Annotated in this window: 24 protein-coding genes; 12 read left to right on the top strand and 12 right to left on the bottom strand. The window is 69.2% G+C overall.

The features are described from left to right. Positions 1-49: 49 nt before the first annotated feature. Complete coding sequence (locus tag LCL61_RS01740) at positions 50-868, bottom strand: inositol monophosphatase family protein (RefSeq protein WP_340685208.1); 819 nt, start codon at positions 866-868, stop codon at positions 50-52. A 67-nt stretch (positions 869-935) separates the two neighbouring features. On the opposite strand from LCL61_RS01740, the gene ppgK reads away from it, so the two are divergent. From ppgK to LCL61_RS01720, 4 genes are all read left to right on the top strand, one after another. Beyond that, positions 936-1697, top strand: a complete 762-nt coding sequence (gene ppgK / locus LCL61_RS01735; RefSeq protein WP_219153986.1) for a polyphosphate--glucose phosphotransferase — start codon at positions 936-938, stop codon at positions 1695-1697. 246 nt (positions 1698-1943) lie between these two features. Continuing rightward, the gene (locus tag LCL61_RS01730) at positions 1944-3344 is read left to right on the top strand and encodes an RNA polymerase sigma factor (RefSeq protein WP_126731519.1); all 1401 of its coding nucleotides are present in this window, start codon (positions 1944-1946) and stop codon (positions 3342-3344) included. Positions 3345-3460: 116 nt separating this feature from the next. Further along, on the top strand, positions 3461-3895 hold the full coding sequence (locus tag LCL61_RS01725; protein ID WP_340685207.1) for a hypothetical protein: 435 nt from the start codon (positions 3461-3463) through the stop codon (positions 3893-3895). 83 nt (positions 3896-3978) lie between these two features. After that, positions 3979-4497 (top strand): pyridoxamine 5'-phosphate oxidase family protein, encoded by a 519-nt coding sequence (locus LCL61_RS01720; RefSeq protein ID WP_340685206.1) that lies wholly within the window; start codon positions 3979-3981, stop codon positions 4495-4497. A 73-nt stretch (positions 4498-4570) separates the two neighbouring features. On the opposite strand, the gene LCL61_RS01715 is transcribed toward LCL61_RS01720, so the two are convergent. Both LCL61_RS01715 and LCL61_RS01710 read right to left on the bottom strand, forming a co-directional pair. Then, the gene (locus tag LCL61_RS01715; RefSeq protein WP_340685205.1) at positions 4571-5770 is read right to left on the bottom strand and encodes a hypothetical protein; all 1200 of its coding nucleotides are present in this window, start codon (positions 5768-5770) and stop codon (positions 4571-4573) included. A 46-nt stretch (positions 5771-5816) separates the two neighbouring features. Continuing rightward, positions 5817-6194, bottom strand: a complete 378-nt coding sequence (locus tag LCL61_RS01710) for a hypothetical protein (protein WP_340685204.1) — start codon at positions 6192-6194, stop codon at positions 5817-5819. Positions 6195-6256: 62 nt separating this feature from the next. Here LCL61_RS01710 and LCL61_RS01705 point away from each other — a divergent pair, with 62 nt between their 5' ends. Both LCL61_RS01705 and LCL61_RS01700 read left to right on the top strand, forming a co-directional pair. Next, positions 6257-7048 (top strand): class I SAM-dependent methyltransferase, encoded by a 792-nt coding sequence (locus tag LCL61_RS01705; protein ID WP_340685203.1) that lies wholly within the window; start codon positions 6257-6259, stop codon positions 7046-7048. After that, positions 7045-8235: a hypothetical protein gene (locus LCL61_RS01700; RefSeq protein WP_340685202.1), complete on the top strand. Its 1191-nt coding sequence runs from the start codon at positions 7045-7047 to the stop codon at positions 8233-8235. The genes LCL61_RS01705 and LCL61_RS01700 overlap by 4 nt, the downstream gene beginning before the upstream one ends. Here the strand turns inward: LCL61_RS01700 and LCL61_RS01695 are convergent. Together LCL61_RS01695 and LCL61_RS01690 are read right to left on the bottom strand one after the other, a co-directional pair. Then, positions 8227-8436 (bottom strand): hypothetical protein, encoded by a 210-nt coding sequence (locus LCL61_RS01695; RefSeq protein WP_340685201.1) that lies wholly within the window; start codon positions 8434-8436, stop codon positions 8227-8229. The genes LCL61_RS01700 and LCL61_RS01695 overlap by 9 nt on opposite strands. Next, entirely contained in the window at positions 8433-9020 is a 588-nt protein-coding gene (locus LCL61_RS01690; protein ID WP_340685200.1) for a hypothetical protein, read from the bottom strand. The genes LCL61_RS01695 and LCL61_RS01690 overlap by 4 nt, the downstream gene beginning before the upstream one ends. Positions 9021-9130: 110 nt before the next feature. Between LCL61_RS01690 and LCL61_RS01685 the strand changes: the two genes are divergently transcribed. The 3 genes from LCL61_RS01685 (at position 9131) to LCL61_RS01675 (ending at position 12587) form a co-directional block, all read left to right on the top strand. Then, positions 9131-10327, top strand: coding sequence for a sensor histidine kinase (locus tag LCL61_RS01685; protein WP_340685199.1), 1197 nt, complete (start codon positions 9131-9133; stop codon positions 10325-10327). Further along, positions 10324-10986, top strand: a complete 663-nt coding sequence (locus tag LCL61_RS01680; protein ID WP_340685198.1) for a response regulator transcription factor — start codon at positions 10324-10326, stop codon at positions 10984-10986. Before LCL61_RS01685 ends, LCL61_RS01680 begins: the two co-directional genes overlap by 4 nt. Before the next feature lie 161 nt (positions 10987-11147). Further along, positions 11148-12587 (top strand): APC family permease, encoded by a 1440-nt coding sequence (locus LCL61_RS01675; RefSeq protein ID WP_340688465.1) that lies wholly within the window; start codon positions 11148-11150, stop codon positions 12585-12587. Here the strand turns inward: LCL61_RS01675 and LCL61_RS01670 are convergent. The 3 genes from LCL61_RS01670 to LCL61_RS01660 are packed head-to-tail and all read right to left on the bottom strand — an operon-like array spanning position 12562 to position 14487. Beyond that, positions 12562-13230, bottom strand: a complete 669-nt coding sequence (locus LCL61_RS01670; protein WP_340688464.1) for a DUF6885 family protein — start codon at positions 13228-13230, stop codon at positions 12562-12564. The genes LCL61_RS01675 and LCL61_RS01670 overlap by 26 nt on opposite strands. Next, entirely contained in the window at positions 13230-13646 is a 417-nt protein-coding gene (locus tag LCL61_RS01665) for a GNAT family N-acetyltransferase (RefSeq protein WP_340685197.1), read from the bottom strand. The genes LCL61_RS01670 and LCL61_RS01665 overlap by 1 nt, the downstream gene beginning before the upstream one ends. A 46-nt stretch (positions 13647-13692) precedes the next feature. After that, the gene (locus LCL61_RS01660; RefSeq protein ID WP_340688463.1) at positions 13693-14487 is read right to left on the bottom strand and encodes an EamA family transporter; all 795 of its coding nucleotides are present in this window, start codon (positions 14485-14487) and stop codon (positions 13693-13695) included. A 339-nt stretch (positions 14488-14826) separates the two neighbouring features. On the opposite strand from LCL61_RS01660, the gene LCL61_RS01655 reads away from it, so the two are divergent. The 3 genes from LCL61_RS01655 (at position 14827) to LCL61_RS01645 (ending at position 16817) form a co-directional block, all read left to right on the top strand. Further along, the gene (locus tag LCL61_RS01655; protein WP_016332937.1) at positions 14827-15006 is read left to right on the top strand and encodes a DUF7455 domain-containing protein; all 180 of its coding nucleotides are present in this window, start codon (positions 14827-14829) and stop codon (positions 15004-15006) included. 361 nt (positions 15007-15367) lie between these two features. Beyond that, positions 15368-16231: an alpha/beta hydrolase gene (locus LCL61_RS01650; protein WP_340685196.1), complete on the top strand. Its 864-nt coding sequence runs from the start codon at positions 15368-15370 to the stop codon at positions 16229-16231. After that, complete coding sequence (locus tag LCL61_RS01645) at positions 16212-16817, top strand: helix-turn-helix domain-containing protein (RefSeq protein WP_340685195.1); 606 nt, start codon at positions 16212-16214, stop codon at positions 16815-16817. The genes LCL61_RS01650 and LCL61_RS01645 overlap by 20 nt, the downstream gene beginning before the upstream one ends. 57 nt (positions 16818-16874) lie before the next feature. Here LCL61_RS01645 and LCL61_RS01640 read toward each other — a convergent pair whose 3' ends face one another. The 4 genes from LCL61_RS01640 to LCL61_RS01625 all read right to left on the bottom strand — a co-directional run bounded on the left by LCL61_RS01640 (position 16875) and on the right by LCL61_RS01625 (position 21536). Further along, the gene (locus LCL61_RS01640; protein ID WP_340685194.1) at positions 16875-18056 is read right to left on the bottom strand and encodes an ROK family protein; all 1182 of its coding nucleotides are present in this window, start codon (positions 18054-18056) and stop codon (positions 16875-16877) included. Positions 18057-18067: 11 nt separating this feature from the next. Further along, positions 18068-19528, bottom strand: coding sequence for a sugar ABC transporter permease (locus LCL61_RS01635; RefSeq protein ID WP_125675294.1), 1461 nt, complete (start codon positions 19526-19528; stop codon positions 18068-18070). Positions 19529-19551: 23 nt separating this feature from the next. Then, on the bottom strand, positions 19552-20325 hold the full coding sequence (locus LCL61_RS01630) for an ATP-binding cassette domain-containing protein (protein ID WP_005164482.1): 774 nt from the start codon (positions 20323-20325) through the stop codon (positions 19552-19554). Between the two features lie 77 nt (positions 20326-20402). Further along, positions 20403-21536: a sugar ABC transporter substrate-binding protein gene (locus LCL61_RS01625; RefSeq protein WP_192745403.1), complete on the bottom strand. Its 1134-nt coding sequence runs from the start codon at positions 21534-21536 to the stop codon at positions 20403-20405. Positions 21537-21845 lie beyond the last annotated feature (309 nt).

Below are 21845 nucleotides of genomic sequence, written 5' to 3'. Positions count from 1 at the left end.
CATTGCGAATTCGCAATGAAAGCGTCCTTCATAGCGCTCGGCGGGCCGCTCAGATCGTGCCCACGCCCGAGTCGAGCAGCGCCTGACGCAACGGCCCGGCGATCGTCGGTGCCACCGCGAACGTCGCGTCGGGTCCGAGTTCGGCGTCCTCCCCCGGCAGCGACACGAGAGCTCCCGCCTCGGCCGCGATGAGCGCGCCGGCGGCCCAGTCCCAATGTCCGAGGCCGTGCTCGACGTAGGCGTCCAGCCAGCCCGCCGCGACCGCGCACAGATCGAGCGAGGCGGCCCCATTGCGCCGCACGTCCCGCACCCTGGTCGCCAGTTCGGCGACGAACCGGGCCTGCTTCGTCCGCCGTTCGACCTTGTAGGCGAACCCGGTGCCGACGAGCGTCAGGTCGAGCCGCTCCGGGGCGTTGACCGACAGCGGCCGCCCGTCGAGGAACGCGCCCTGCCCGCGCGCGGCGGTCCAACGGCGCCCGCTGACCGGTTCGACGACGGCGCCCGCCACCGACACCCCGCCGACCTGCGCGGCCACCGACACGGCGAACCACGGCAGCCCGTAGAGGAAGTTCACCGTCCCGTCGATCGGGTCGACCACCCAGGTCACCCCCTCCCCGGCGATCCCGCCGCCCTCCTCGCCGAGCACGGCGTCGTCCGGGCGCAGTTCGGCGAGCCGGGCGCGCACCAGCCGTTCCGACTCGTGGTCCACCGCGGTCACCACGTCGGTGTCGGCGGATTTGGTGTCCACGCGCACCTCGCGGCCCGCGTTCATCCCGGTCCAGGCCTCGTGGACCAGTTCGGCGGCCTCGCCCGCGACACGCTCGGCGACACTCTTCAGCAACGTCTCGTCAACTCCCACGTCCGCCATGTCACCACATCCGGTTAAAGTCTCCGAGGCAGGCTTCTGAATCGTGCGAGAAGGGACCACGTCCGTGGTGGAGGCGACCCGAGGTTTCGGTATCGACATCGGCGGCAGCGGGATCAAGGGCGCGCTGGTGGACTTGGCGGAGGGACAGCTGATCGGCGACCGGATCCGCATCGACACGCCGAAGCCGTCGACCCCGGAGGCGGTGGCGGACGTCGTCGCCGAGATCACCGGCCAGGCCGGCTGGGACGGCCCGGTGGGCGTCACCCTGCCCGCGGTGGTCAAGAAGGGGGTCGCGCACACCGCGGCCAACATCGACCGCAAGTGGATCGGCACCGACGCCGACGCCCTGTTCGCCAAGCGCCTCGGCCGCGGTGTGGACGACATCGCGATGCTCAACGACGCGGACGCCGCCGGCATGGCCGAGATCCGCTGGGGCGACCCGGCCGCGCGGCGCGGCGTGACGGCGCTGCTGACCTTCGGCACCGGCATCGGCAGCGCGGTCTTCCAGGACGGGAAGCTCGTGCCCAACACCGAGTTCGGCCACATCGAGGTCGACGGCTTCGACGCGGAGAAGAAGGCGGCGGCATCGGTGAAGGACAACGAGGAACTCTCGTATCCCGAATGGGCGGAACGGGTGAACAGGTATCTCTCCGTGCTGGAAAACCTGATCTGGCCGGATCTGTTCATCGTCGGCGGCGGGGTCAGCAAGAAGTCGCACAAATGGGTCCCGCTGCTCGACATTCGCACGCCGGTGATCGTCGCGTCGTTGCAGAACAACGCGGGCATCGTCGGCGCGGCGGCCGCCGCCGCGGAGGGCATCGAGCACTGACGCGCGCACGCTGACATCCGCGTCACGGATGTCACTTCGGCGGGTCGCACGGCGTGTCGCGCCCGCCGGGTGGTGGTCCGCGCCGCGACGCTGTCACGTATCGTCGTTACAATGGAACACGGCCCACGGCGGCGGCACCCACGAGAACGAGGGAAACCGCAGGCCGAGGGGTGTTCCCCGAAGTTTGAGGCAGCCGAGACCATCACGCCTCGGCTCGTCATGATCGACCGCTGCGAAAGGGCGTAAGTGGCAGCCGCAAGAACCGCAACCCGAAGCGGGACGAAGACAGCGACCGCAGCCGGCGAGCCGGCCGACGAGGCAGCCACCGACGCGGCGAAGCCCGCGGCGCGCAAGACCGCCGCCAAGGCGGCCGGCGCGAAGAAGGCCCCGGCGAAGAAGGCTCCGGCCAAGAAACCCACCACCAAGGGCGCCAAGACCGAAGACGGCGATCCGGAAGACGGCCCGGTAGAGCTCGACGAAGCCGACCTCGAAACCCCGGACCTGTCGGACCTCGAAGAGGTCGAGGTGGACGTCGTCGACGCTTCCGTCACCGAGGAGACGGAAGAGGACGCGGAGTCCGACGAGGACGTCGAAGAGACGCCCGCCCGCGGGCGCCGCACGTCGACCGACAAGAACGCCGGAAAGACCTCCGACAACCCGGACTTCGTCTGGGACGAGGAAGAGTCCGAGGCGCTGCGCCAGGCCCGCAAGGACGCCGAGCTCACCGCTTCGGCCGACTCGGTCCGCGCGTACCTCAAGCAGATCGGCAAGGTCGCCCTGCTGAACGCCGAGGAGGAGGTGGAGCTCGCCAAGCGCATCGAGGCCGGGCTCTACGCCGCCGAGCGCGTCCGCAACGCCGAGGAGGAGGGCGAGAAGCTCGTCACCCAGATGCGGCGCGACCTCAAGTGGATCGTGCGCGACGGTGAGCGGGCGAAGAACCACCTGCTGGAGGCGAACCTCCGGCTCGTGGTCTCGCTGGCCAAGCGCTACACCGGCCGCGGCATGGCGTTCCTGGACCTGATCCAGGAGGGCAACCTCGGCCTGATCCGCGCGGTCGAGAAGTTCGACTACACCAAGGGCTACAAGTTCTCCACGTACGCCACCTGGTGGATCCGTCAGGCGATCACCCGCGCGATGGCCGACCAGGCCCGCACCATCCGTATCCCGGTGCACATGGTCGAGGTCATCAACAAGCTCGGCCGTATACAGCGCGAACTGCTGCAGGACCTCGGCCGCGAGCCCACTCCCGAAGAGCTCGCGAAGGAAATGGACATCTCCCCGGAGAAGGTCCTCGAGATCCAGCAGTACGCCCGCGAGCCGATCTCGCTCGACCAGACCATCGGCGACGAGGGCGACTCGCAGCTCGGTGACTTCATCGAAGACTCCGAGGCCGTCGTCGCGGTCGACGCGGTGTCGTTCACGCTGCTGCAGGACCAGCTCCAGTCGGTGCTGCAGACGCTGTCCGAACGTGAAGCGGGTGTGGTGCGGCTGCGGTTCGGCCTCACCGACGGCCAGCCGCGCACGCTCGATGAGATCGGCCAGGTGTACGGGGTGACCCGTGAGCGCATCCGGCAGATCGAGTCGAAGACGATGTCGAAGCTGCGTCACCCGTCGCGTTCGCAGGTGCTGCGCGACTACCTGGACTGATCCCAGGGTTCACGGAAGACCCCGTCACCGTTTCGGTGGCGGGGTCTTCCGCGTCTCGCTCGTAACGTCATTCGATCCTCCGCCGACTCGTTGTGCAACGACGGGGAGGTGCCGCTATGGCAGGCAATCGGGAAACTGCAGCTCAGCGCCGCCAGAAGCTGGCCGTGATCGGCCCGTGCAGACCGACCGGGCAGAAGAAGAAGACCAAAGCCGCGGATGCCCATACGCCCGCTGACCGCACCGACACTTCCAAAGCCATCCCGCTCAAGCGCATTCGCACCCTTCTCGACAGCTACTGCCAGCCTCCACGCGTACAGGCTCAACGAGGTTTGAACAGGACGGCTCTTCTCGCAGAGCTATGCCGGCTCACCAGGCAACCGGATGCGGCTTCCGCACTCCGTGTCGCACGGGACATGATCCAGCGCACGCGGAAGACCACAAGACCAGCCAGCCTGGCGGCGGCTGACACCCGGAGAGTCAACTTCGGAGAACGCTGCACTCGCATCCGCTCGGTTGTCGTCAATCCAGTCGGCAACGGCAAACGCCGTTGAGTTCCCGGTGCGTCGCACCAATCCGAAGTCGAGGTTTTTCGCGTCCGGTGTCGAATCGCGGCCCGCTCGTTCGACACGTGGGTATGACGAAACCTCACGCCACCAAGAACCTCGACCGCTACGGATCCGCGGAACTTCCTTGGAGCCGCGCGCGGGACGTCCTCGCCGAGGACACCCCGACCGCCGACCTGACCTTCTTCGTGACGACCGTCCGTCCCGACGGACGCCCGCATTCGGCAGGCGTCGGCGCCGTCTGGGTGGACGACGCCCTGTACTTCAAGGGCGGGCCGGGCACGCGCCGTTCCCGCAACCTGGCCGCGAACCCGGCGTGCTCGGTTTCGGTGCGCCTGCGGGGAATCGACCTCACGATGGAGGGCGAGGCGCACCGCGTCACCGACCCGGCGACGCTGGAGCGGGTGGCGGCGGTCTACCGGACGGGCGGCTGGCCCGCGACAGTGGAGGGCGACGCGCTCACGGCTCCCTTCAGCGCGCCCAGCGCGGGACCGCCGCCATGGCACCTGTACCGCCTCACCCTGCGCCGCGCGATCGGCGTGGCGGGTGCCGAACCGCACGGCGCGACGCGCTGGGACTTCGCCCCGTGAACCGAGCGGTCCGTGAAGGCCTCCTTGCCTACCCTGAAAGTAGGGAAGGAGGCCTTCACGGACTTGAGTGGGCTCAGGGCCGGCCGGTCAAGGTCGTCCACGGGACGTGTACGGTCACCCGTTCCCGGAGCTGTTCGTTCATCAGCCACAGCTCCCCCGTCGCGGGCCAGTACGACAGGTTCTGCGAGTTCACCGGCGCGCGGCCGCTCAGCCGCGACGTCGAGGTGCCGCCGACCCCGCCGTGCAGGCACGACGGATGGTCGCCCGCCACCCCGGCGTATTCGGGGCATACGCCGGTCATCACGAAATACCCGTTACGTGCCACCGCTCCCTGCATGCCCCAGACCGGCGACACGAAGCCCTCCTTCGCGTGCACGGTGCCATCGGCCGACACCTTGGGCAGGCCGGTCGCGCGGTCGAACGGCCACCGCAGCACCCGGCCGCCCGCCGCGTTCGGGATGTGCTCCGCGGTCACGATCGAGCCGTCACCGTGGTCGAACGACATCGTCGCGAGACACGGCCGCGTCCCGGGGGCATTGGTGCAGGCACCGCCGCCGGGGTACCAGTACGCGCCGATCTGCGGCATCGCGTAGTCGTAGAACGCCGCGTGGTACTTGCCGTCCGGGCCCTTGCCGACGACGCCGGAGCTGTCGTCGACCTTCCAGAAGTGCGTGGTGTCGAACACCCGCACCACTCCCCCGGTGGTCGCGACGAACAGCCGGTTCCCGATCCACGTCATCCCGTGCCCGTGTCCTTGCACGACGGCGAAGTTGTCGTTCGACGTCGGTTCGACGAGCAGCACGTGCCGGTATCCAAGCCCGGTGGCGTCCACAAAGGACAGACGAACCATCGTGTCGCCCGGAGTGTGCCAGGATGTCGCCACGACCCGTTTGCCGCCGACCTTCCCGGTCGCCGCGTCCGCGTCGCCGGAACCGGTCAGTCCCTGCGGGATCCAGTCGTTGGTCTTGTCGTCGTTCGCGTCTTCCCAGCAGAATCCCGCCGGTTTCAGCGCCGTCGCGAGATACGTGCCGTGGCACAGCGGCCGCGCCTTCCGGTTCGCCGAAGACAGGATCTCCGGCAGGCCGCGAGCCGGGAGGTGTTTCTCCAGCGCGGCGATCCGGGCGCCGTAGGTGCCGAAGGTCGAGCCGGACGTCCAGCGGAAGCCGTCGACCGTGGCCGCGTCCATCTTCGGGAACGCGGCCGCGGCCGACGCGACCCCGGGGATGAGCCCGAACACCAGCAGGAGTGCAGCGAGAAATCCCAGCCTCTTCATGCCCGCGAGCCTCCCGGTCGCGCGCATACTTTCGATACAAACCGTGTCAGGACACCGAAAGCCCGCGCTCGGCCAGGGATTCCTCGACCCGCAGCCGTTCGATCTCCCGGCCGAAACCCTCCGGCAGGCTGTCCAGCCGGTGGTCGACCTCGACCTCCCGGCAGGCTTGGACGAGCAGCGCGTCGTACGCCTGCCTGGTGCCGTACCGGCGGACCGCGGAGGCGCCGGGCGGTAGTTCCGCCAGCAGGCGGTGCACCCGGCGGAGATCGGCGGCGAGTTTCTCGATGGGCGGGCCCGACGGGATCTCGGGTTCACGGCGACGGCGCCACCGGCGAACCAGCGCGGGGACCTTCAGCGTGCACCAGAAAAGCACCGAAGGCGCCACAGCGACAACGGCGTACAGCGTGACAGGCCCGATGGCCATGACTCATGGTAATCCGCTGCGGAGCACCGGAGAATCCGCGAATCCGGGCTATATTCGCGACTGTGCTGACCGAGAGCTACCGCTACCCGGACACCGGCGACCACGTCACCGGCGTGTTCATCCGACGGCATGAACCCTACGACGGCTACTGGACGGCCAGCGAGGACCGCGCGCTCGGCAAGGTAGCCGAAGAGCTCGCCGCGATCCTCGGCCCGCGCGAAGAAGTCAAGGCGCTCGACGCCGGCTGCGGAGAAGGCCGCCTCCTCCCCTGGCTCGCGCGGTTCTCCGCCGACGTCACCGCCGCGGATCCCGACCCGGACCGGCTGGCCAAGGCGCGGGAAACCGCCGTCGAGGACACCGGCTTCTCCTTCGCCGTCTCTCCGATCACGGAACTGGACGGCGGCCCGTACGACCTCGTGCTGTGCAGTCACGTCATCCAGCACGTGCCGACGCCGGACGTCGGGCCGATCCTGCGGCGGCTGGCCGGGATCACCGCGCCCGGTGGCGCACTGGTGCTGGCCTACAGCCGGTCGCCGATCGGGCGGGGCGCGTTCAGCCTCGACAGCGTCGAAGCGGGCACCGAAGTCCGCTCTCGCCGTGTTTCGCGTGAAGAGTTCGACAAAGCGCTGCACGACGGCGGCCCGGCGCTCCCGGTGCGCTACCTCGATCCCCAGGAGGTCGCCGCCGACGCGGCCGAGGCGGGCTGGCGCACCGCGTGGGAGTGGACGTACCACGTCCTCGACGACCTCGGTCCCGCCGACGAGCACATCGACCGCGACGAACTGGTCAACGCCTCCGGGCCGCTGCGCCGTCATCTCGGCCGGGACCTGATCGCCCTGTTGCGCCGCGGATGACCGCGCTGCTCCTCACCTTCGCGTGGGCGGTCCCGCTGTCGGAGCGGGAGGCCGGGAAGGTGCTGGACGGCGGCCGGGACCGCGGGCTGCTGGCCCACCTCGACGGGAAACTCGGCGAGGAGTGGACGGCCGCGGAGAACTTCCTGGCCAATTACACGACACCGCCGCGAAGACGGATGCTGCGCAAACGCAGGCTGTCGATCCGCGTCGGCGCGGTCGGCCTGCCCTGCGAACTCGTCGTCACCTGGCATCCCGCCTATCACGCGATGACGCTGGTCCTCGCCACCACGATCACCGGCGCGGCGGCCGATGGCCCCTCCGCCGAGTTCGACCTGGCCATCGCCGTCCTGCAGAGTCTTCAAGGCCGTGAGACGGCGAACGGCGAGAACGGGCTGCACGGCATCTACGGCGAGAAGACGTTCCCCTCGCTCCTCAAGACCGTCACCCACATCTTCGAGGACCTGACCAAGGGCTGCGGCCTCACCGAAGGGCTCAGCCGCAAGGGCTGGTGCGCCGAGCTGCGGTCCCACGACGGGCATCCGCCCGCCCAGCGGGTCGCCGCCGATCCCCGGCCGTACTACGGGCTGGCGACCAGCGACGAGGGCTGGCGGTTCGTGCCCCGCGAGGTCGCGAGGGACGCGCTCGGCCCGTCGTGGGGAACGCGCTCGTTCGTCGCCGCCTACACGATGGCGGGCGGGATCGTGTGCCTCAACAGCAAGGACTCCGACTACGTCGAGCACCAGGACGAGCTGATGCGCGGCCTGTTCGGCGCCGCCGAACCGTACTTCGGCATCGACAGCGAGATCGGCGGACTCGACCACGGGATGCTCTTCATCCTCGAACGCGTCCTGATCCGGATGGCGCTGGCCGACCAGTGGCTGGCGTCGATGAAGAAGGCCGGGAGCCGGACCCGGCTCCTGCGCGGCTCGCTCGACGACATCCTCGAGATGCTGCATTCGGTGCTGCCACCCGAGGTCGATTCGCTGGAGCGCCGCCTGGTCACCAGCATGGGCGTGGAGCGGATCATCGCCCAGCTCGACCGCCAGGCCGAGGCGATGGACGAGGAGACCCGGTACGCCTATGAGAACACGGTGAGCGCGCGGGTCACGCGGCTCACCGTGGTCACCGTCGTCCTGACGGTCGTCACCATCGTCCTCGGCGTCCTGCAGGTGCTGGTCTCACTCTGACCGGCGGCGCTGTTTGCGGGCGCGTTCGGCGAACAGCAGCCCCACGCCCCCGGCCACCATCAGCGCGCTCACCACCACGTGCATCCCGGACGGGAGCAGGTGGAGCTGGACGAACCAGCTCGGGTCGGTACTGCCCAGCAGCCGGTTGATCAGCCCGCCCCCGCCCTGCACCAGCAGGAGGATTCCCAGTAGTTCGATCATCGTCGAGCCCCTTCCTTGACCCTCTCGTTCTTGGGTGAGAGTTCTTGCCACAGCGGCCCGGTGGCGAACCAGATGGCCGTCACGACCCCCAGCTTCGGCAGCCAGCCCCACAACGGGTCGACCTGCTCGGTGTCGCCGACCATGAAGATCAGCAGGAGCAGGACCCCCGCGGCCAGCCCGCAGGCCAGCACGCATTTGAACCAGTCACGCCATTCGGCGCGCAGCTTCTCCCGGCCCCTCGGCTTGGGCGGCGGTGGCGGCCCGCCCGCGAACCGGTGGGCGAACCGGACGTCGGCCCACTTGATCATCGAATGCCCGAACACGACGCTGAAGCCCAGGTACACCGCGGCCAGGCCGTGCACGAAGTTCGCCGTGGCGCCGTTGCGCAGGTCGATGACCGTCGCGACCAGCACGACGAGGTCGATCACCGGGGTCAGGAGCAGCAGCACGACGCTGGTCCGCTTCAGCTTGAGCAGATAGCGGGCCACGAGGCCCGCGACGATGGCGACCCAGAAACCGATCTCCCCGCCGGCGACCACGGCCGCCATCGGGTTTTCCGCGATGAAGTCCCAGATCTTGTTCACGCCGTAAGCCTCGCCGACCACACCGGTCCTCCGCGTCGGCGTACGGCACGAGATCACCGTCATCAGTTAGTAGGACCCCGCGGCCCGTCCCGGTGTGCTGGGATGGGGCGGTGCCCACGTTCGTCCCGCGCCTGAACCACCTCGCCGAATGGAAACAGGACCTCGTCATCGCCTCCGGCACCTGGGTCCTCGGCGTGCTGGTCTACGTGAGCGGGATGCAGGTGCTCCTGGCGGGCCCCGACGACACGCCACTGTGGATCCGGCTGAGCGAACTGACCGTGCTGTGCGGGCTGGAGATGCTGCGCCGCAAGATCCCGCTGGCACTGCTCTGCGCGCTGGCCGTGCTCGCCGTGGACATCGCCTTCGGCCCGTCGCTCCCGATCCTCATCGTCTTCACCGACTTCCTGTACGCGACGACGCTCTACGGCTCGCGGCGCACGAGCAGGCTGATGATCGGCGTCGCCGCGATCGGCACCATCGCGGTGGTCTGCCTGGCGCTCATCTTCTCCGCGCAGTGGCGCACGGCGATCCTCGCCGCGTTCGCCCTCCTGCCGTTCCTGGTCACGCCGGTGTGGTGGGCGGCCAACGTGCGCCAGCAGCGGGACATCGCCGACAGCGAACGGGCGAACGCGGTCCAGCTGGCCACGATCGGGGAACTGGACCGGAAGGCCGCCGTCGCGGGGGAACGCTCGAAGATGGCGCGGGATCTGCACGACGTCATCGCCGGGCATCTCTCGGCGATCGCGATCCAGTCCGAGGCCGCGCTGTCGATGGCCACCGTCGACCCGAACCTGTCCAGGAAGGTCCTGGAATCGGTGCGGGAGAACAGTGTGAGCGCGCTCGACGAGATGCGCGCGATGATCGGGCTCCTGCGCGCGGATCCGTCCACCGGGGACACCGAGATCGAACCGACGGCGCCCGCCCGGCTGGCCGAACTGTCCAAACTGGTCGAATCCGCGCGGGCGAGCGGGCTGAAGGTCGAGATCGGGTCCACCCCTGGCCAGTACTCCCTGCCCGCCGCGGTCGACCTGACCGCGTACCGGATCGCGCAGGAAGCGCTCACCAACGCGGCCAAACACGCCGCGGGGGGCCGGGCCGTGCTCGACATCCGCGCCGACGGAGGCATACTCACCGTCGAGGTGCGCAACGATCTTCGTCCCGGCTCCGGCTCGGGTGACGACGGCGGGACCGGACTCGGCCTGCTGAACATGCGGGAACGCGCCGCCGCGGTGGGCGGCACTCTCGCCGCCGGGCCGTCCGGCGGCGGCTGGCTGGTCCGTGCCGAACTTCCTCTGGAGGGGTCTTGAGCGACGGGAACATCAAGGTGCTGGTCGCCGACGACCACGGCGCCATCCGCGCCGGGTTGATGATGATCCTCGGCAACGCCGAGGGTATCGAGGTGATCGGCGAAGCGGCGGACGGCGCCACCGCCGTCCGCCAGGCGAAGGCGCTGAAACCGGACGTCGTGCTGATGGACGTGCGCATGCCCGGCGTCGACGGCATCGCGGCCACGCGGGAGCTGACCGCGGAAGGACTGTGCGAAGTCCTCGTGCTGACGACCTTCGATCTCGACGAGTACGTCCACGCCGCGCTGCGGGCGGGTGCGGCCGGGTTCCTGCTGAAGTCGGTGGAGGCGTCGCGGCTGATCGAGGCGGTGAAACTGGTCGCGGCGGGCGAAGGAGTGCTCGCCCCGCAGGTCACGCGGAAGCTGATCGCCGCCTTCGCCGCCGGGACCCGCGAGCCTTCGCTGGTCCCCGACGGGCTCGAAGACCTGACCGAACGCGAGCGCGAAGTGCTGGCGTGCCTGGGCGGCGGCCTGTCCAACGCCCAGATCGGGACCCGGCTGCACATCGGCGAGACCACGGTGAAGACGCACGTGTCCCGCGTGCTGACGAAGCTGGAACTGCGGTCGCGGGTGCAGGCGGCGATCCTCGCGCAGGAGAACGGCGTCGTACTGGAGGGGTGATACCTCCAGGTGGTCGTGAGTGGCGATTCGGGTCAGAACACGANTCGCGAGTGGCGATTCGGGTCAGAACACGAATCGCCACTCACGACCACCTGGACCCACCGATCTGCGAGGTGGACGGTGATCTTCTAGCGTGACCCTTCATGCGGCGAACTCTGGACGTGGACGAGGTCCTGAAACGGCAGGACTCGGGTGAGCTGAAACGCCGCCTGCACGGGCGCGATCTCATCGGGTTCGGGGTCGGCATCATCATCGGCACCGGGATCTTCACCCTCGCCGGGGTCGAGGCGAAATCCCACGCGGGCCCGTCGGTCACGTTGTCGTTCGTGCTCGGCGCCGTCGTGGCCGGGATGGCCGCGCTCTGTTACGCCGAGCTCGCGTCCAGCGTGCCGACGGCGGGTAGCGCCTACACCTACGCCTTCGCGACCCTCGGCGAGACCTTCGCCTGGATCATCGGCTGGGATCTTCTGCTCGAATTCGCCCTCGGCGCGGCCGTCGTGTCGCGCGGCTGGTCCGGCTATCTCGCGAATCTGATGGGGCTCTCCCCCGAGTGGTTCGGCGAAGACGCGAAGGTGAACATAGGCGCGGTGGCGATCATCGCCGTGCTGACCGTGATCGCCGTCCTCGGGATCAAGGAGTCGGCGCGGGTGACGAATCTGCTCGTGCTGGTCAAGGTGGCGGTCTGCGTGCTGATCCTCGCGGTCGGCGTGTTCTACATCCGCGGCGAGAACCTCACCCCGTTCATCCCGCCCGCCCAGGCGCCGACGGAGACGGCCGGGACCCTGCACCAGCCGATCGTGCAAGCCGCGCTCGGACTCGAACAATCGGTCTACGGAATCGCCGGAATGGTGACGGCCGCCGCCGTCGTCTTCTTCGCCTACACCGGTTTCGAGGCACTCGCCAACCTCGGCGAGGAGACCGTGAACCCGAAACGCGATCTGCGCGTCGGCATCCTCGGCGCGCTCGGCGTCTGCGCGCTGCTCTACATCGGGGTCTCGCTGGTGCTGACCGGGATGGTGCCCTTCACCGAGATCGACGCGGGCGCCCCGCTCGCCGACGCCTTCGACCGCGTCGGGCAGCACTGGGTGGGCGCGCTGATCTCGCTCGGCGCGGTGACCGGGCTGACGTCGGTGATGATGGTGGAACTGGTGACGATCGGCCGGATCGGGTTCGCGATGGGCCGCGACGGCCTGCTGCCGAAGAAGTTCGGCACGGCGCATCCGCGCTGGGGCACCCCGCACCGGATGACCATCGCCGGCGCGGTGCTGATCGCGGCGCTGGCCGCGTTCGTGCCGATCTCCGAACTCGCCGACATGGTCAGCATCGGCGCGTTGTCGGCGATGATCATCGTCGCGGTGGCCGTCCCGGTGCTGCGGAAACGCCGTCCGGACCTGGAACGCCCGTTCACCGTGCCGTTTTCGCCGTACCTGCCCATCGTGGCGGCACTGGCGTGTTTCTACCTGATGCTCAACCTGGACGTGATGACCTGGCTGCGGTTCGCCGCGTGGCTGGGGCTCGGCATGCTGATCTATCTCTTCTACGGGCGCACGCATTCCCGTTTCGCGAAGGACGAGCTCAGCTCCAAAGACCGGCCGTCGTGATCGCGGCGACGGCGGCCTCGGCGTCGCCGTCGTCCACCACGACCAGCATCCGTTTCAGCGCCGCGGCCACCCATTCCACCGGCTGGTCGTGCAATCCGTTGTCCCCCAAGGACGGATAACCATCCATAATGGACACCAGGGTACCTTCGGCACCGATCCGCATGCCGGTCGCCAGCACGTGGTGCGCGGCGGACGGGCGCCAGCGGGACGACCACAGCGGCGGGATCCCCGTGTCGAGGTAGTCGAGCAGCGCTCGCGCCGGGGTGTCGTGCGCGCCGAATTCGGCCGGGTCGACCTCCGCGATCAACGCGACGCGCGGCAGATGCCACAGCGCGGCCAGGAGCATGAACAACGACTGCGGCGCCCAGTTCCCGCTGGCGGACACGGCGGCGAGCCGTCCGCCCGACAGCGCCCCGATCGCGCGGGACAGGCCTTCGGTCGTGGTGCCGGACAGCGCCGCGACCTCGTCCTGTCCCGCGACGTCGAACCCCGCCGCGCGCAGGGCGGCCAGCGCCGTGAACGGCCCGGCGAGCCCGTCCTTCTGCGGCAGTTCGGCCCGCGCGACGGCGACGAGGTGCTCGCCGCCGGGCAGCCAGCGCCGCCCGGACAGCCCCGTCCGGTCGCCGTCGATTCCGGAGGACATCAGTCTTCGAACGTCCACGACTGCATGACGAACGGCCCGTCGTTCGACGCCCCGGCCGAAGCGTAGGTCGCCAGCGCGGCCTTGTTGTCCGTTTCGACCCCGACCCACATCCCCCGGCAACCACGCTCCCGCGCGATCCCGGCCAGCGCGTCGACGAGGTCGCGGCCGATGCCGCGCCGTTGGTAGTCCGGGCTGACATCGAGTTCGTTGAGGAACATCTCGGTGCCCTTGTCCGGATGCGTCACCTCGGTGCCGGTGATCATCCCCGCGGGTTCGCCGTCTTCGTAGGCGATCAGGAGATGGTTCTCCGCCCCCGCCAGGAACTTCTCGGACGCGTCCCGTTGCGCGGGCCCGTCGAACAGATGCTGAGCGGCGACGACCTCCTCGACGGTGACTGCCCGCCGGATCTCGGCCACGTGTCCTCCCGGTGTTCGCAACGCCACAGGCTGGTCAGTATCCCGCTCAGGGAGGCGCCGGGCCATCACGTTTGCCCGGCGACCGCAGCGCGACCCCGGCGACGACGGCCAGGGTGCCGATCGCCTCGGGCAGGGCCGGGACCTGCCGGAGCCACAGAAAGCCGACCAGTCCCGCCGTGACCGGCAGCAACGCGAGCAGCAGCGCGAACCGCGCCCGCCCGGCCTTGCGCAGGACCACTTGGTCGAGCGCGTACGGCACGACGGTCGAAAGCACCCCGACCCCGATGCCGAGCAGCAGCAAACGTGGCGAACCCCATACCGCGCCGGTGCCGAGCGCCAGCGGCGACAGCACCACGGTGCCCACGGCGAACCCGACGGCCAGCCCGTCGATCCCGTTCCCGCCGACCGCGACCCGCTTCCCGAGCAGGATGTACCCGGCCCAGGCGGCCGCCGCGCCGAGCGCGAACAGAACGCCGAGCAGGCTGCCTTCGAGCCGGACGTCCGCGATGGCGACCACCCCGGCCGCCACCAGCAGCAGCGCGAAGACGTCACGGCGCGTGCGCGAACCGAACGCCGCCACCACCACGGGCCCGGCGAACTCGAGGGCGACCGCGGTGCCGAGGGGCAGCCGCGCGATCGCCTCGTAGAAGAGCACGTTCATCCCGGCGGTGACGATGCCGAAGGCGCCCGCGAGCAGGAACGCGTGCCCGGTCCACGCCGAGCGGGGTGGCCTGCGCCACGCCAGGAGGACCACCGCCGCCCCGAGACAGCGGAGCCAGGCCACCCCCGCGGGGGAGGCGACCGAAAAGAGACCTACGGCGATCGCCGCACCGGCGTACATGGAAATTCCGCTGAGAACGAACAAGACCGGCGACGGCACGCTCGGAAGACGGTTCCGGACGACTGCGATACCCACCCTCGCATGGTGCCTGACGTGGGAAAAGACGGTTCCACGGGGAGTCATCTCCCACGTTGCGTGATTACGCTACGGCATCCGAGGTAATTACCAGTGACAAATGAGACACCCGCACGGGAACACTTGCGGGTCGCCAAACGTCTGGAAGAGTGGAAGCACGAACACGGCGGGGCCGGGAACGAACGTTGCCGGCATCAGTGCCGAAGTGGTCGTAGCTGGATCGATGGCACCGGGCCACCGGTGCCGGGACGGAGGGAGACTCCAATGACTTCACCGACGCTCACCCGCCCCGAACTGACCGCTGCCGACCGATGCGACCGGTGTGGAGCTGCAGCCCAGGTTCGAGCCATTCTCAGCACCGGTGGCGAGTTGCTCTTCTGTGGTCACCACGCCCGCGCACACGAAACGAAGCTCAAGGAAATGTCCGCGGACATTCAGCGGTAGCCCACCAGTCCACGACCACCCGGCGGCCGGCCGCTCCTGTATGGAGCAGGTGCAACGCGACGAGTTTGGCGGCGTCGATCAACGCCTGCNCTCGCCGTTCGTCGCGGTCGGCGTGATCATCGCGCTGCTGCTCGCCCGGCCGCTCCTGTATGGAGCGCGCCGGCCGCCCTGTTTTCGGTGAGGGTGCGCCGGGGGCGGCGGTCGGTGCCCGCGTCGAACCCCATGTCCCGAAGGCCCCCTTGAGGACCTTCAACGTCTCAAAGGGTCCCTTCAGGACATGCGCTCGCCTGAGCACCCACCCCAGTTCGCCAGGGCACTCCACGTCCTCCAAAACATACATACGGCATGTATGTTTATTGTCATGACGACCAGCGACCTTCTCGGCGAGGTGCACGAGACAGACCTCGGCGGCGCCCGCATCCGCTACCGCGACCGCGGCGAAGGCCCTCCCGTGGTCTTCGTACACGGACTGCTGACCAACGGACTGCTCTGGCGCAAGGTGGCCCCCGCGGTCGCCGACGCCGGCTTCCGCTGCCTCACGCCGGACTGGCCGCTGGGGTCGCACGAGATCCCGGTCCCGAACGCCGATCTGAGCCCGCCCGGGGTCGCCGCGCTCATCGCGCGGTTCCTCGAAGTGCTCGACCTGGCCGACGTCACCGTGGTCGCGAACGACACCGGCGGCGCGCTCACGCAACTGCTCATGACCACGGACCCGGAACGGGTGGGCCGGGTCGTGCTGACCCCGTCGGACTCCTACGAGCGCTTCCTGCCGCCGCTGTTCGCGGGGCTGAGCCCGCTGGCCCGGATTCCCGGCGGCGTCGGGCTGATGATCTTGGCGCTGCGCTCGCGGTGGCTGCTGAAGACGACGGACTTCCTCTGGCTGGCCAAACACCCGGTCCCGGACCACATCCTCGACGCGTACCTCCTGCCCAGCCGCCGGAGCGCGGAGATCCGCGACGATCTGCGCCGGTTCACCGCGAGCGTCGACAACCGGTACACGCTGACCGCCGCCGAGCGGCTGCCCGCGTTCACCAAGCCGGTGCTGCTGGCCTGGGCGCCCGAAGACCGGCATTTCCCGCTGTGGCTGGGCCGCAAACTCGCCGGGGTCCTGCCGAACGCCGAACTGAAGACGATCGAGGACTCCTACGCCTTCGTGCCGGAGGACCAGCCGGAGCGGCTGAGCGGCATGATGGTGGAATTCCTGCGTGCCCACGCCACGACGTAGCCAGACCGAACGATCGCACTCGACGCAGGCCGCGTTGATCGCGGCGGCGCGGACGCTGTTCGCCGAACAGGGTTACGCCGCCGTGCCCGCCGACGAGATCGTCCAGGCGGCGGGCGTCACCCGCGGCGCGCTGTACCACCACTTCGGGGACAAACAGGGCCTGTTCCGTGCCGTGATCGAGCAGATCGAAACGGAGATCACCGAGGAACTGAAGACCGTCCTGCGCGCCACGGACGACCCGTGGGCGGGGGCGCTCGGCGTGCTGAGCCGGTTCCTGGACCTGTGCCTGCGGCCCGAGGTGGTGCGGATCGCGCTCACGGACGCCGTCTCCGTCCTCGGCTGGCAGGAATGGCGGGAGCTGGAGAACCGGTACGGGCTGGGCCTGATCACGGAGATCCTGGAGGCCGCCGCGGCGGACGGGCTGCTGATCGACGCGCCGATCCCGGAACTGGCGCAGCTGGCGCTGAGCGCCTGCGCGGAGGCGGCGCTGATGATCGCGCACGCCCAAGACCCCGCCGCCGCCAAGGAGAAGTCCCTCGCTGCCCTGGTGGCCCTGCTGTCCGGCCTCGCGCAAGAACGCATTTAGTCCTCTGGATGCGGTCCTTGCGTGTGCAACTACCGCATCCAGAGGACCAAATGCGAGCTAGACGGTGTCCAAAATCATTTCAAAGGCCGCCTCCGCCGCGCCCAGCAGCTTCACGTCCGCCCCGAGCGCGGAGCTCACGATCTGCGTCCCGCCCACGGCCCGGCTGACCAGGCTCCGCCGCCGGACCTCGGCCGCCACCGACTTCACGACCGAGTCGGGCAGCACGGTGAGCAGGTCGCCCAGCACGACCAGCTGCGGGCCGAGCAGGTTGACCACGTTCACCAGGCCCAGCGTCAGCCATTCCGCGAACTCCGACAGCCGCTCCTCGGCCGCGCGCGGATCCCGGCCCAGTTCGCGCAGTTCGAACAGGATCGCCCCGCGCGGGGTGTCCTCGGGCAGGTCGAGCGCGCGGCACAGCGCCGCCTCACCGACCTCGGTCTCCCAGCAGCCGCTGGATCCGCAGTAGCAGGGACGGCCGCCGGGCCGGATCGCCATATGCCCGATCTCGCCGACGTAGCCCGCGCCGCCGCGCAGCGACGAACCGTCCGCGATGATCCCTCCCCCGACACCGACGTCGGCGGAGACGTACACGGCGTCCGAGGAACCCCGCGCGGCGCCGCGCAGGTGTTCGGCGATGGCCCCGAGTTCGGCGTCGTTGCCGACCAGGATGGGAATACGCAGCACACCGCCGAGCCGTTCCCCCAGCGCCACATCCGTCCAGCGCAGGTTGGGGGCCTCATGGACGTGCCCGTCGGCCCGGCGGACGACGCCGGGCACGGACACCCCCGCGGCGATCGGCTGCACACCGAGGTCGCCCGCCAGCACGGTGGTCGACTCGATCACGTGCGTGATCACCTCGTCGGCCTCCCGCATCCGGCCGTGGAGGTTCCAGCTGTTGCGCCCGAGGATCTGGCCACCGAACCCGACCAGCGCGATCGCCACGTGTTCCACCTGGAGGTCGACCGCGAGCACCACCGCCGCGTGCGGCTGCGGCAGGACCAGGAGCGAGGGGCGGCCCGCCCCTCGTCCCGGCCTCGGGACCCGCTCCTCGACGACACCCGCTTCCGCGAGGCCGTCGACGAGGGTCTTGATGGTGCTGCGGTTGAGCCCCAGCTCGGTGGCGAGGGTCGCCCTGGTGCTCGGGCCGCTGACGTGCAGCAACCGGAGCAAGGTCGTGCGGTTGTGCCTGCGCACCTCGTCTGGTCGTGCAACGGGTGTGCTGGTCACGGGCTTCATCATTCCATGCGGACTCAGCGCGGCGACGCAGCCGCGCGGCGCCGGGACAGCGCGTCGACCGTGGCCGCGAGAAGCAGCACCAGACCGGTGACGATGTTGACCACCGCCGCCGACTGCTTCAGCAGGCCGAGCGCGTTCTCCACGACCGCCAGCACGAGGCCACCGATCACCGCGTCGACGACCCGGCCCTTGCCGCCGAACAGCGACGTGCCACCGATGACGGCGGCGCCGACCGCGAACAGCAGCGTGTTGAGGCCACCGGCCTGCGGGTCGACCGAACCGACCTTCGACGAGTAGACGATCGCGCCGACCGCCGCCACCGCCGAGCAGATGACGAACACCGAAGCGCGGATCTTCTCGACGTTGATACCGGCGCGGCGGGCCGCCTCTCGGTTGCCGCCGACGGCGTAGATGTGGCGGCCGTACTGGGTGCGGTTGAGCACGTAGGTGCCGAGCACCAGCAGGCCGAGCACGATCGGCACGACGTACGGGACACCCGAGATGACGATGTTCGGGTTCGGCGCGCGGTTCAGCGTCAGCAGATAGGTCGCGATCGCGGCGACCACGGCGATAGCGCCGACCTTGAACAGCACCATCGGCGTCGGCTGCGTGACCAGGCCGCGTTTGAGCCGCGAGAAGTGCTGTCCCAGTGTCACCGCGGCGAACCCGCCGGCGGCGATCAGGAAGAGGACCCAGCTGCCCACAGTGGACAGATTGCCGTTGGCGACCTTGAACAGCACGTCCGAGGTGCTGATGCCGAGCGTGCCGCCCTCACCGATGAACTGGAGGATGACCCCTTGCCAGGCCAGGAAGAGCGCCAGCGTCACCACGAACGAGGGCATCCCGATCTTGGAGACGAGGAAACCGGTGAGGACACCGATCGCGCCACCGACGCTGATCGCGAGCAGCATCTCGATCCACGGGTTCGCCGCGGTTCCCGAGAGCACGAGCGCGATGGCGAGCACGGCGAACCCGACACCTGCCCAGATCCGCAGGACCACACCGAGCAACGCGGCGATCGCGAGTACCACGAGGAACGCGATGAACACGCCGTTCCCCATGCCGCCCAACAGGTTTCCGTTGCGCACGTAGTGCATCGCCAGCACCGCGGCGGTGACCCCGGACGCGGTGCCCGCGGACAGGTCGATCTCGCCGAGCAGCAGCACGAACACGATGCCCATCGCGATGATCGCCTTGCCTGCGCCTTGGGCCATCAGGTTCGCGATGTTGTTCATCGTCAGGAAGGTGTCCGACAGCGAGGCGAACACGATCACCAGCACGAGCAGGCCGAGCAGCGCCGGGAGCGAACCCAGCTGTCCCGCCTTGAGCCGGGAGAAGTAGTCGCCGACGGCTTCGCGTGTCGACATCGATGTCGTGTCGATGCCGAAGTCCGTGATGGCCGCCGACGGGTTGAGCGCGGCGGCCGCCGACTTTCCCCCCTCCGGCGAGGCGGGCTTTGCAGGTGTCTCAGTCATTTCCGGTTCTTTCTCGCCTCGGATCAGAGGACGGCGGCTTCGGGGCGGGCAAGGCCGAGGTCGCCGGAGCGACCGGCGGTGATCAGTTCCACGACCTGGCCGTGGGTGACGTCCTTGGTGTGCACCTCGGCGACGAGACGGCCGAGGTAGAGCACCGCGATACGGTCGGCGACCTCGAAGACGTCGGCCATGTTGTGGCTGATCAGCACGACGCCGAGGCCCTGTTCGGCGAGGCGGCGGACGAGGTCGAGCACCTGGCGGGTCTGCGCGACACCGAGCGCGGCGGTCGGCTCGTCGAGGAGGACGACCTTCGAGTCCCACAGCACGGACTTGGCGATCGCGACGGTCTGCCGCTGCCCGCCCGAGAGGGCCGAAACGGGCGTACGGACCGATTTCACGGTGCGGACCGACAGCGACGCGAGCGTCTCGCGGGCGGCCTTCTCCATGCTGGCCTCGTCGAGCAGCCATTTGCTGCCGCGTTCCCTGCCGAGGAACATGTTCTGCACGATGTCGAGGTTCTCGGCCAGCGCGAGGTCCTGGTAGACGACCTCGATCCCCAGATCCGCGGCGTCGCGCGGGCCGTGGATGTTCACCTGCTTGCCCTGGAACGTCACCGTTCCCGAGTCGTAGCCGTGGATCCCGGCGATCGACTTGACCAAAGTGGACTTGCCGGCACCGTTGTCGCCGACCAGCGCGGTGACCTCGCCGGCGCGCACGTTGAAGTCCACGTCGTGGAGGACGTGGACCGGCCCGAAGCTCTTGTTCAGCTGCTTCAGTTCGAGGATGGGTTCACTCATGGGGTTCTCCCGGCTGGGTACCGGGCCGGCGCGCTCCGTCGGGGGAACGCACCGGCCCGGTCGTCTGGATTAACGGGTCAGGAGATACCGAGCTGCGTGCACGCCGCGGCCAGGTCGCCGCCGCAGATCTCGGCCGCCTTGACGTAGCCCTGCGTCACGACCTCCTTGACACCGTCCTTGGTGGTCATCTTCGGCTCGAGGAGCACGGACTTGACCTCGCGGTTGCCCTTCGGGTCCTTCGCCTTGCCGGTGGCCAGCGCGTCGGCACCCGCCTTGTCGCCCTTGGCCAGCAGCACGGCGAGCTTCGCCGCGGCTTCGGCCTCTTCCTTGATCGGCTTGAAGACGGTCATGTACTGGTCGCCGCGCAGGATCGCCATGAGGCCGTCCGCGGTGGCGTCCTGGCCGGTGACCGGGACCTTGCCGTTGAGGCCGTTCTTCTTCAGCACGGTGATGACCGCGCCGGCGAGACCGTCGTTCGCGGCGACGACGCCGTCGACCCTGCCCTTGTTGTCGGTCAGGATCTGCTCGAAGGTCTGGCCGCCCTTCTGGTTGTCCCAGTTGTCGATGGCCTGTTCCCGCACGAGCTTCAGGTCGCCGCTGGCGAACTTCGGCTGCAGCACGGACTTCTGGCCGTTGGCGAACAGCGTCGCGTTGTTGTCGGTCGGGGCACCCTCGATCATGACGACCTCGGCGCCCTTCTTGTCCTTCAGCGCGTCGGCGAGGCCCTGGCCCTGCAGCTGGCCGACCTTCTCGTTGTCGAACGAGACGTAGTAGTCGGAGCTGCCGCCGAGGTTGAGGCGGTCGTAGTCGATCGTCGGGATGCCCGCGGCCTGCGCCTTGCGGGCGACCGCCGCGCCGACCTCGCCGTTGATGGCGGCGATGATCAGGACCTTGACGTTCTGCGCGATCATGCCGTCGGCCAGCGTGGTGAACTTCTGGACGTCGCCCTGGGCGTTCTGGACGTCGGCGTCGAAGCCCGCGTCCTTGAGCGCCTTGGTCAGGAACGGCTTGTCGAAGGACTCCCAGCGCGCCGAAGTGGCGGTCTCCGGCAGGATGACGCCGACCTTGCCACCGGCGGCGGCGCCGCCCGGGGCGGGGGCGGACTGCGAGGAGTTGCCACTGCCCGAGTCGGCGGTGTTGGCGCCACAGGCGGAGAGCACCAGGCCGGCGCCCACCGTCGCGGCGAGGAGGGTAAGGGTTCTGCTGCGCATCCTCGTTCCTTCCGGATCTTGCTCGCGGGCGGCGATCCTGAGGGACCGGTCGCACCATCGCGCATATGTTGTGGGCGACAACATATGCCGCCGAACGGGTTTCGCGGAAGACGGCTGAATCGATTAAGCCTCATCAAATGGACACGGTTTGGCAACGTGGCCGTAGCAAGACGTACGAAGTCTAGGTGCGCTGACGGTGTGACCGCCACCACTCACTCAGCGTGATCGAGCACCCAGGTGCTGAAGGGGACTTTCCCCGCATGACATGCGACGAAGGGAGCTTTCCCCGCATGAAATGCGGGGAAAGCT

This window comes from Amycolatopsis coloradensis (assembly GCF_037997115.1).
In the GTDB taxonomy this organism is placed as follows: Bacteria; Actinomycetota; Actinomycetes; order Mycobacteriales; family Pseudonocardiaceae; genus Amycolatopsis; species Amycolatopsis coloradensis_A.
The sequence above is the reverse complement of the archived record's forward strand: the minus strand, read 5'-3'. Positions and strand labels throughout refer to the sequence as shown.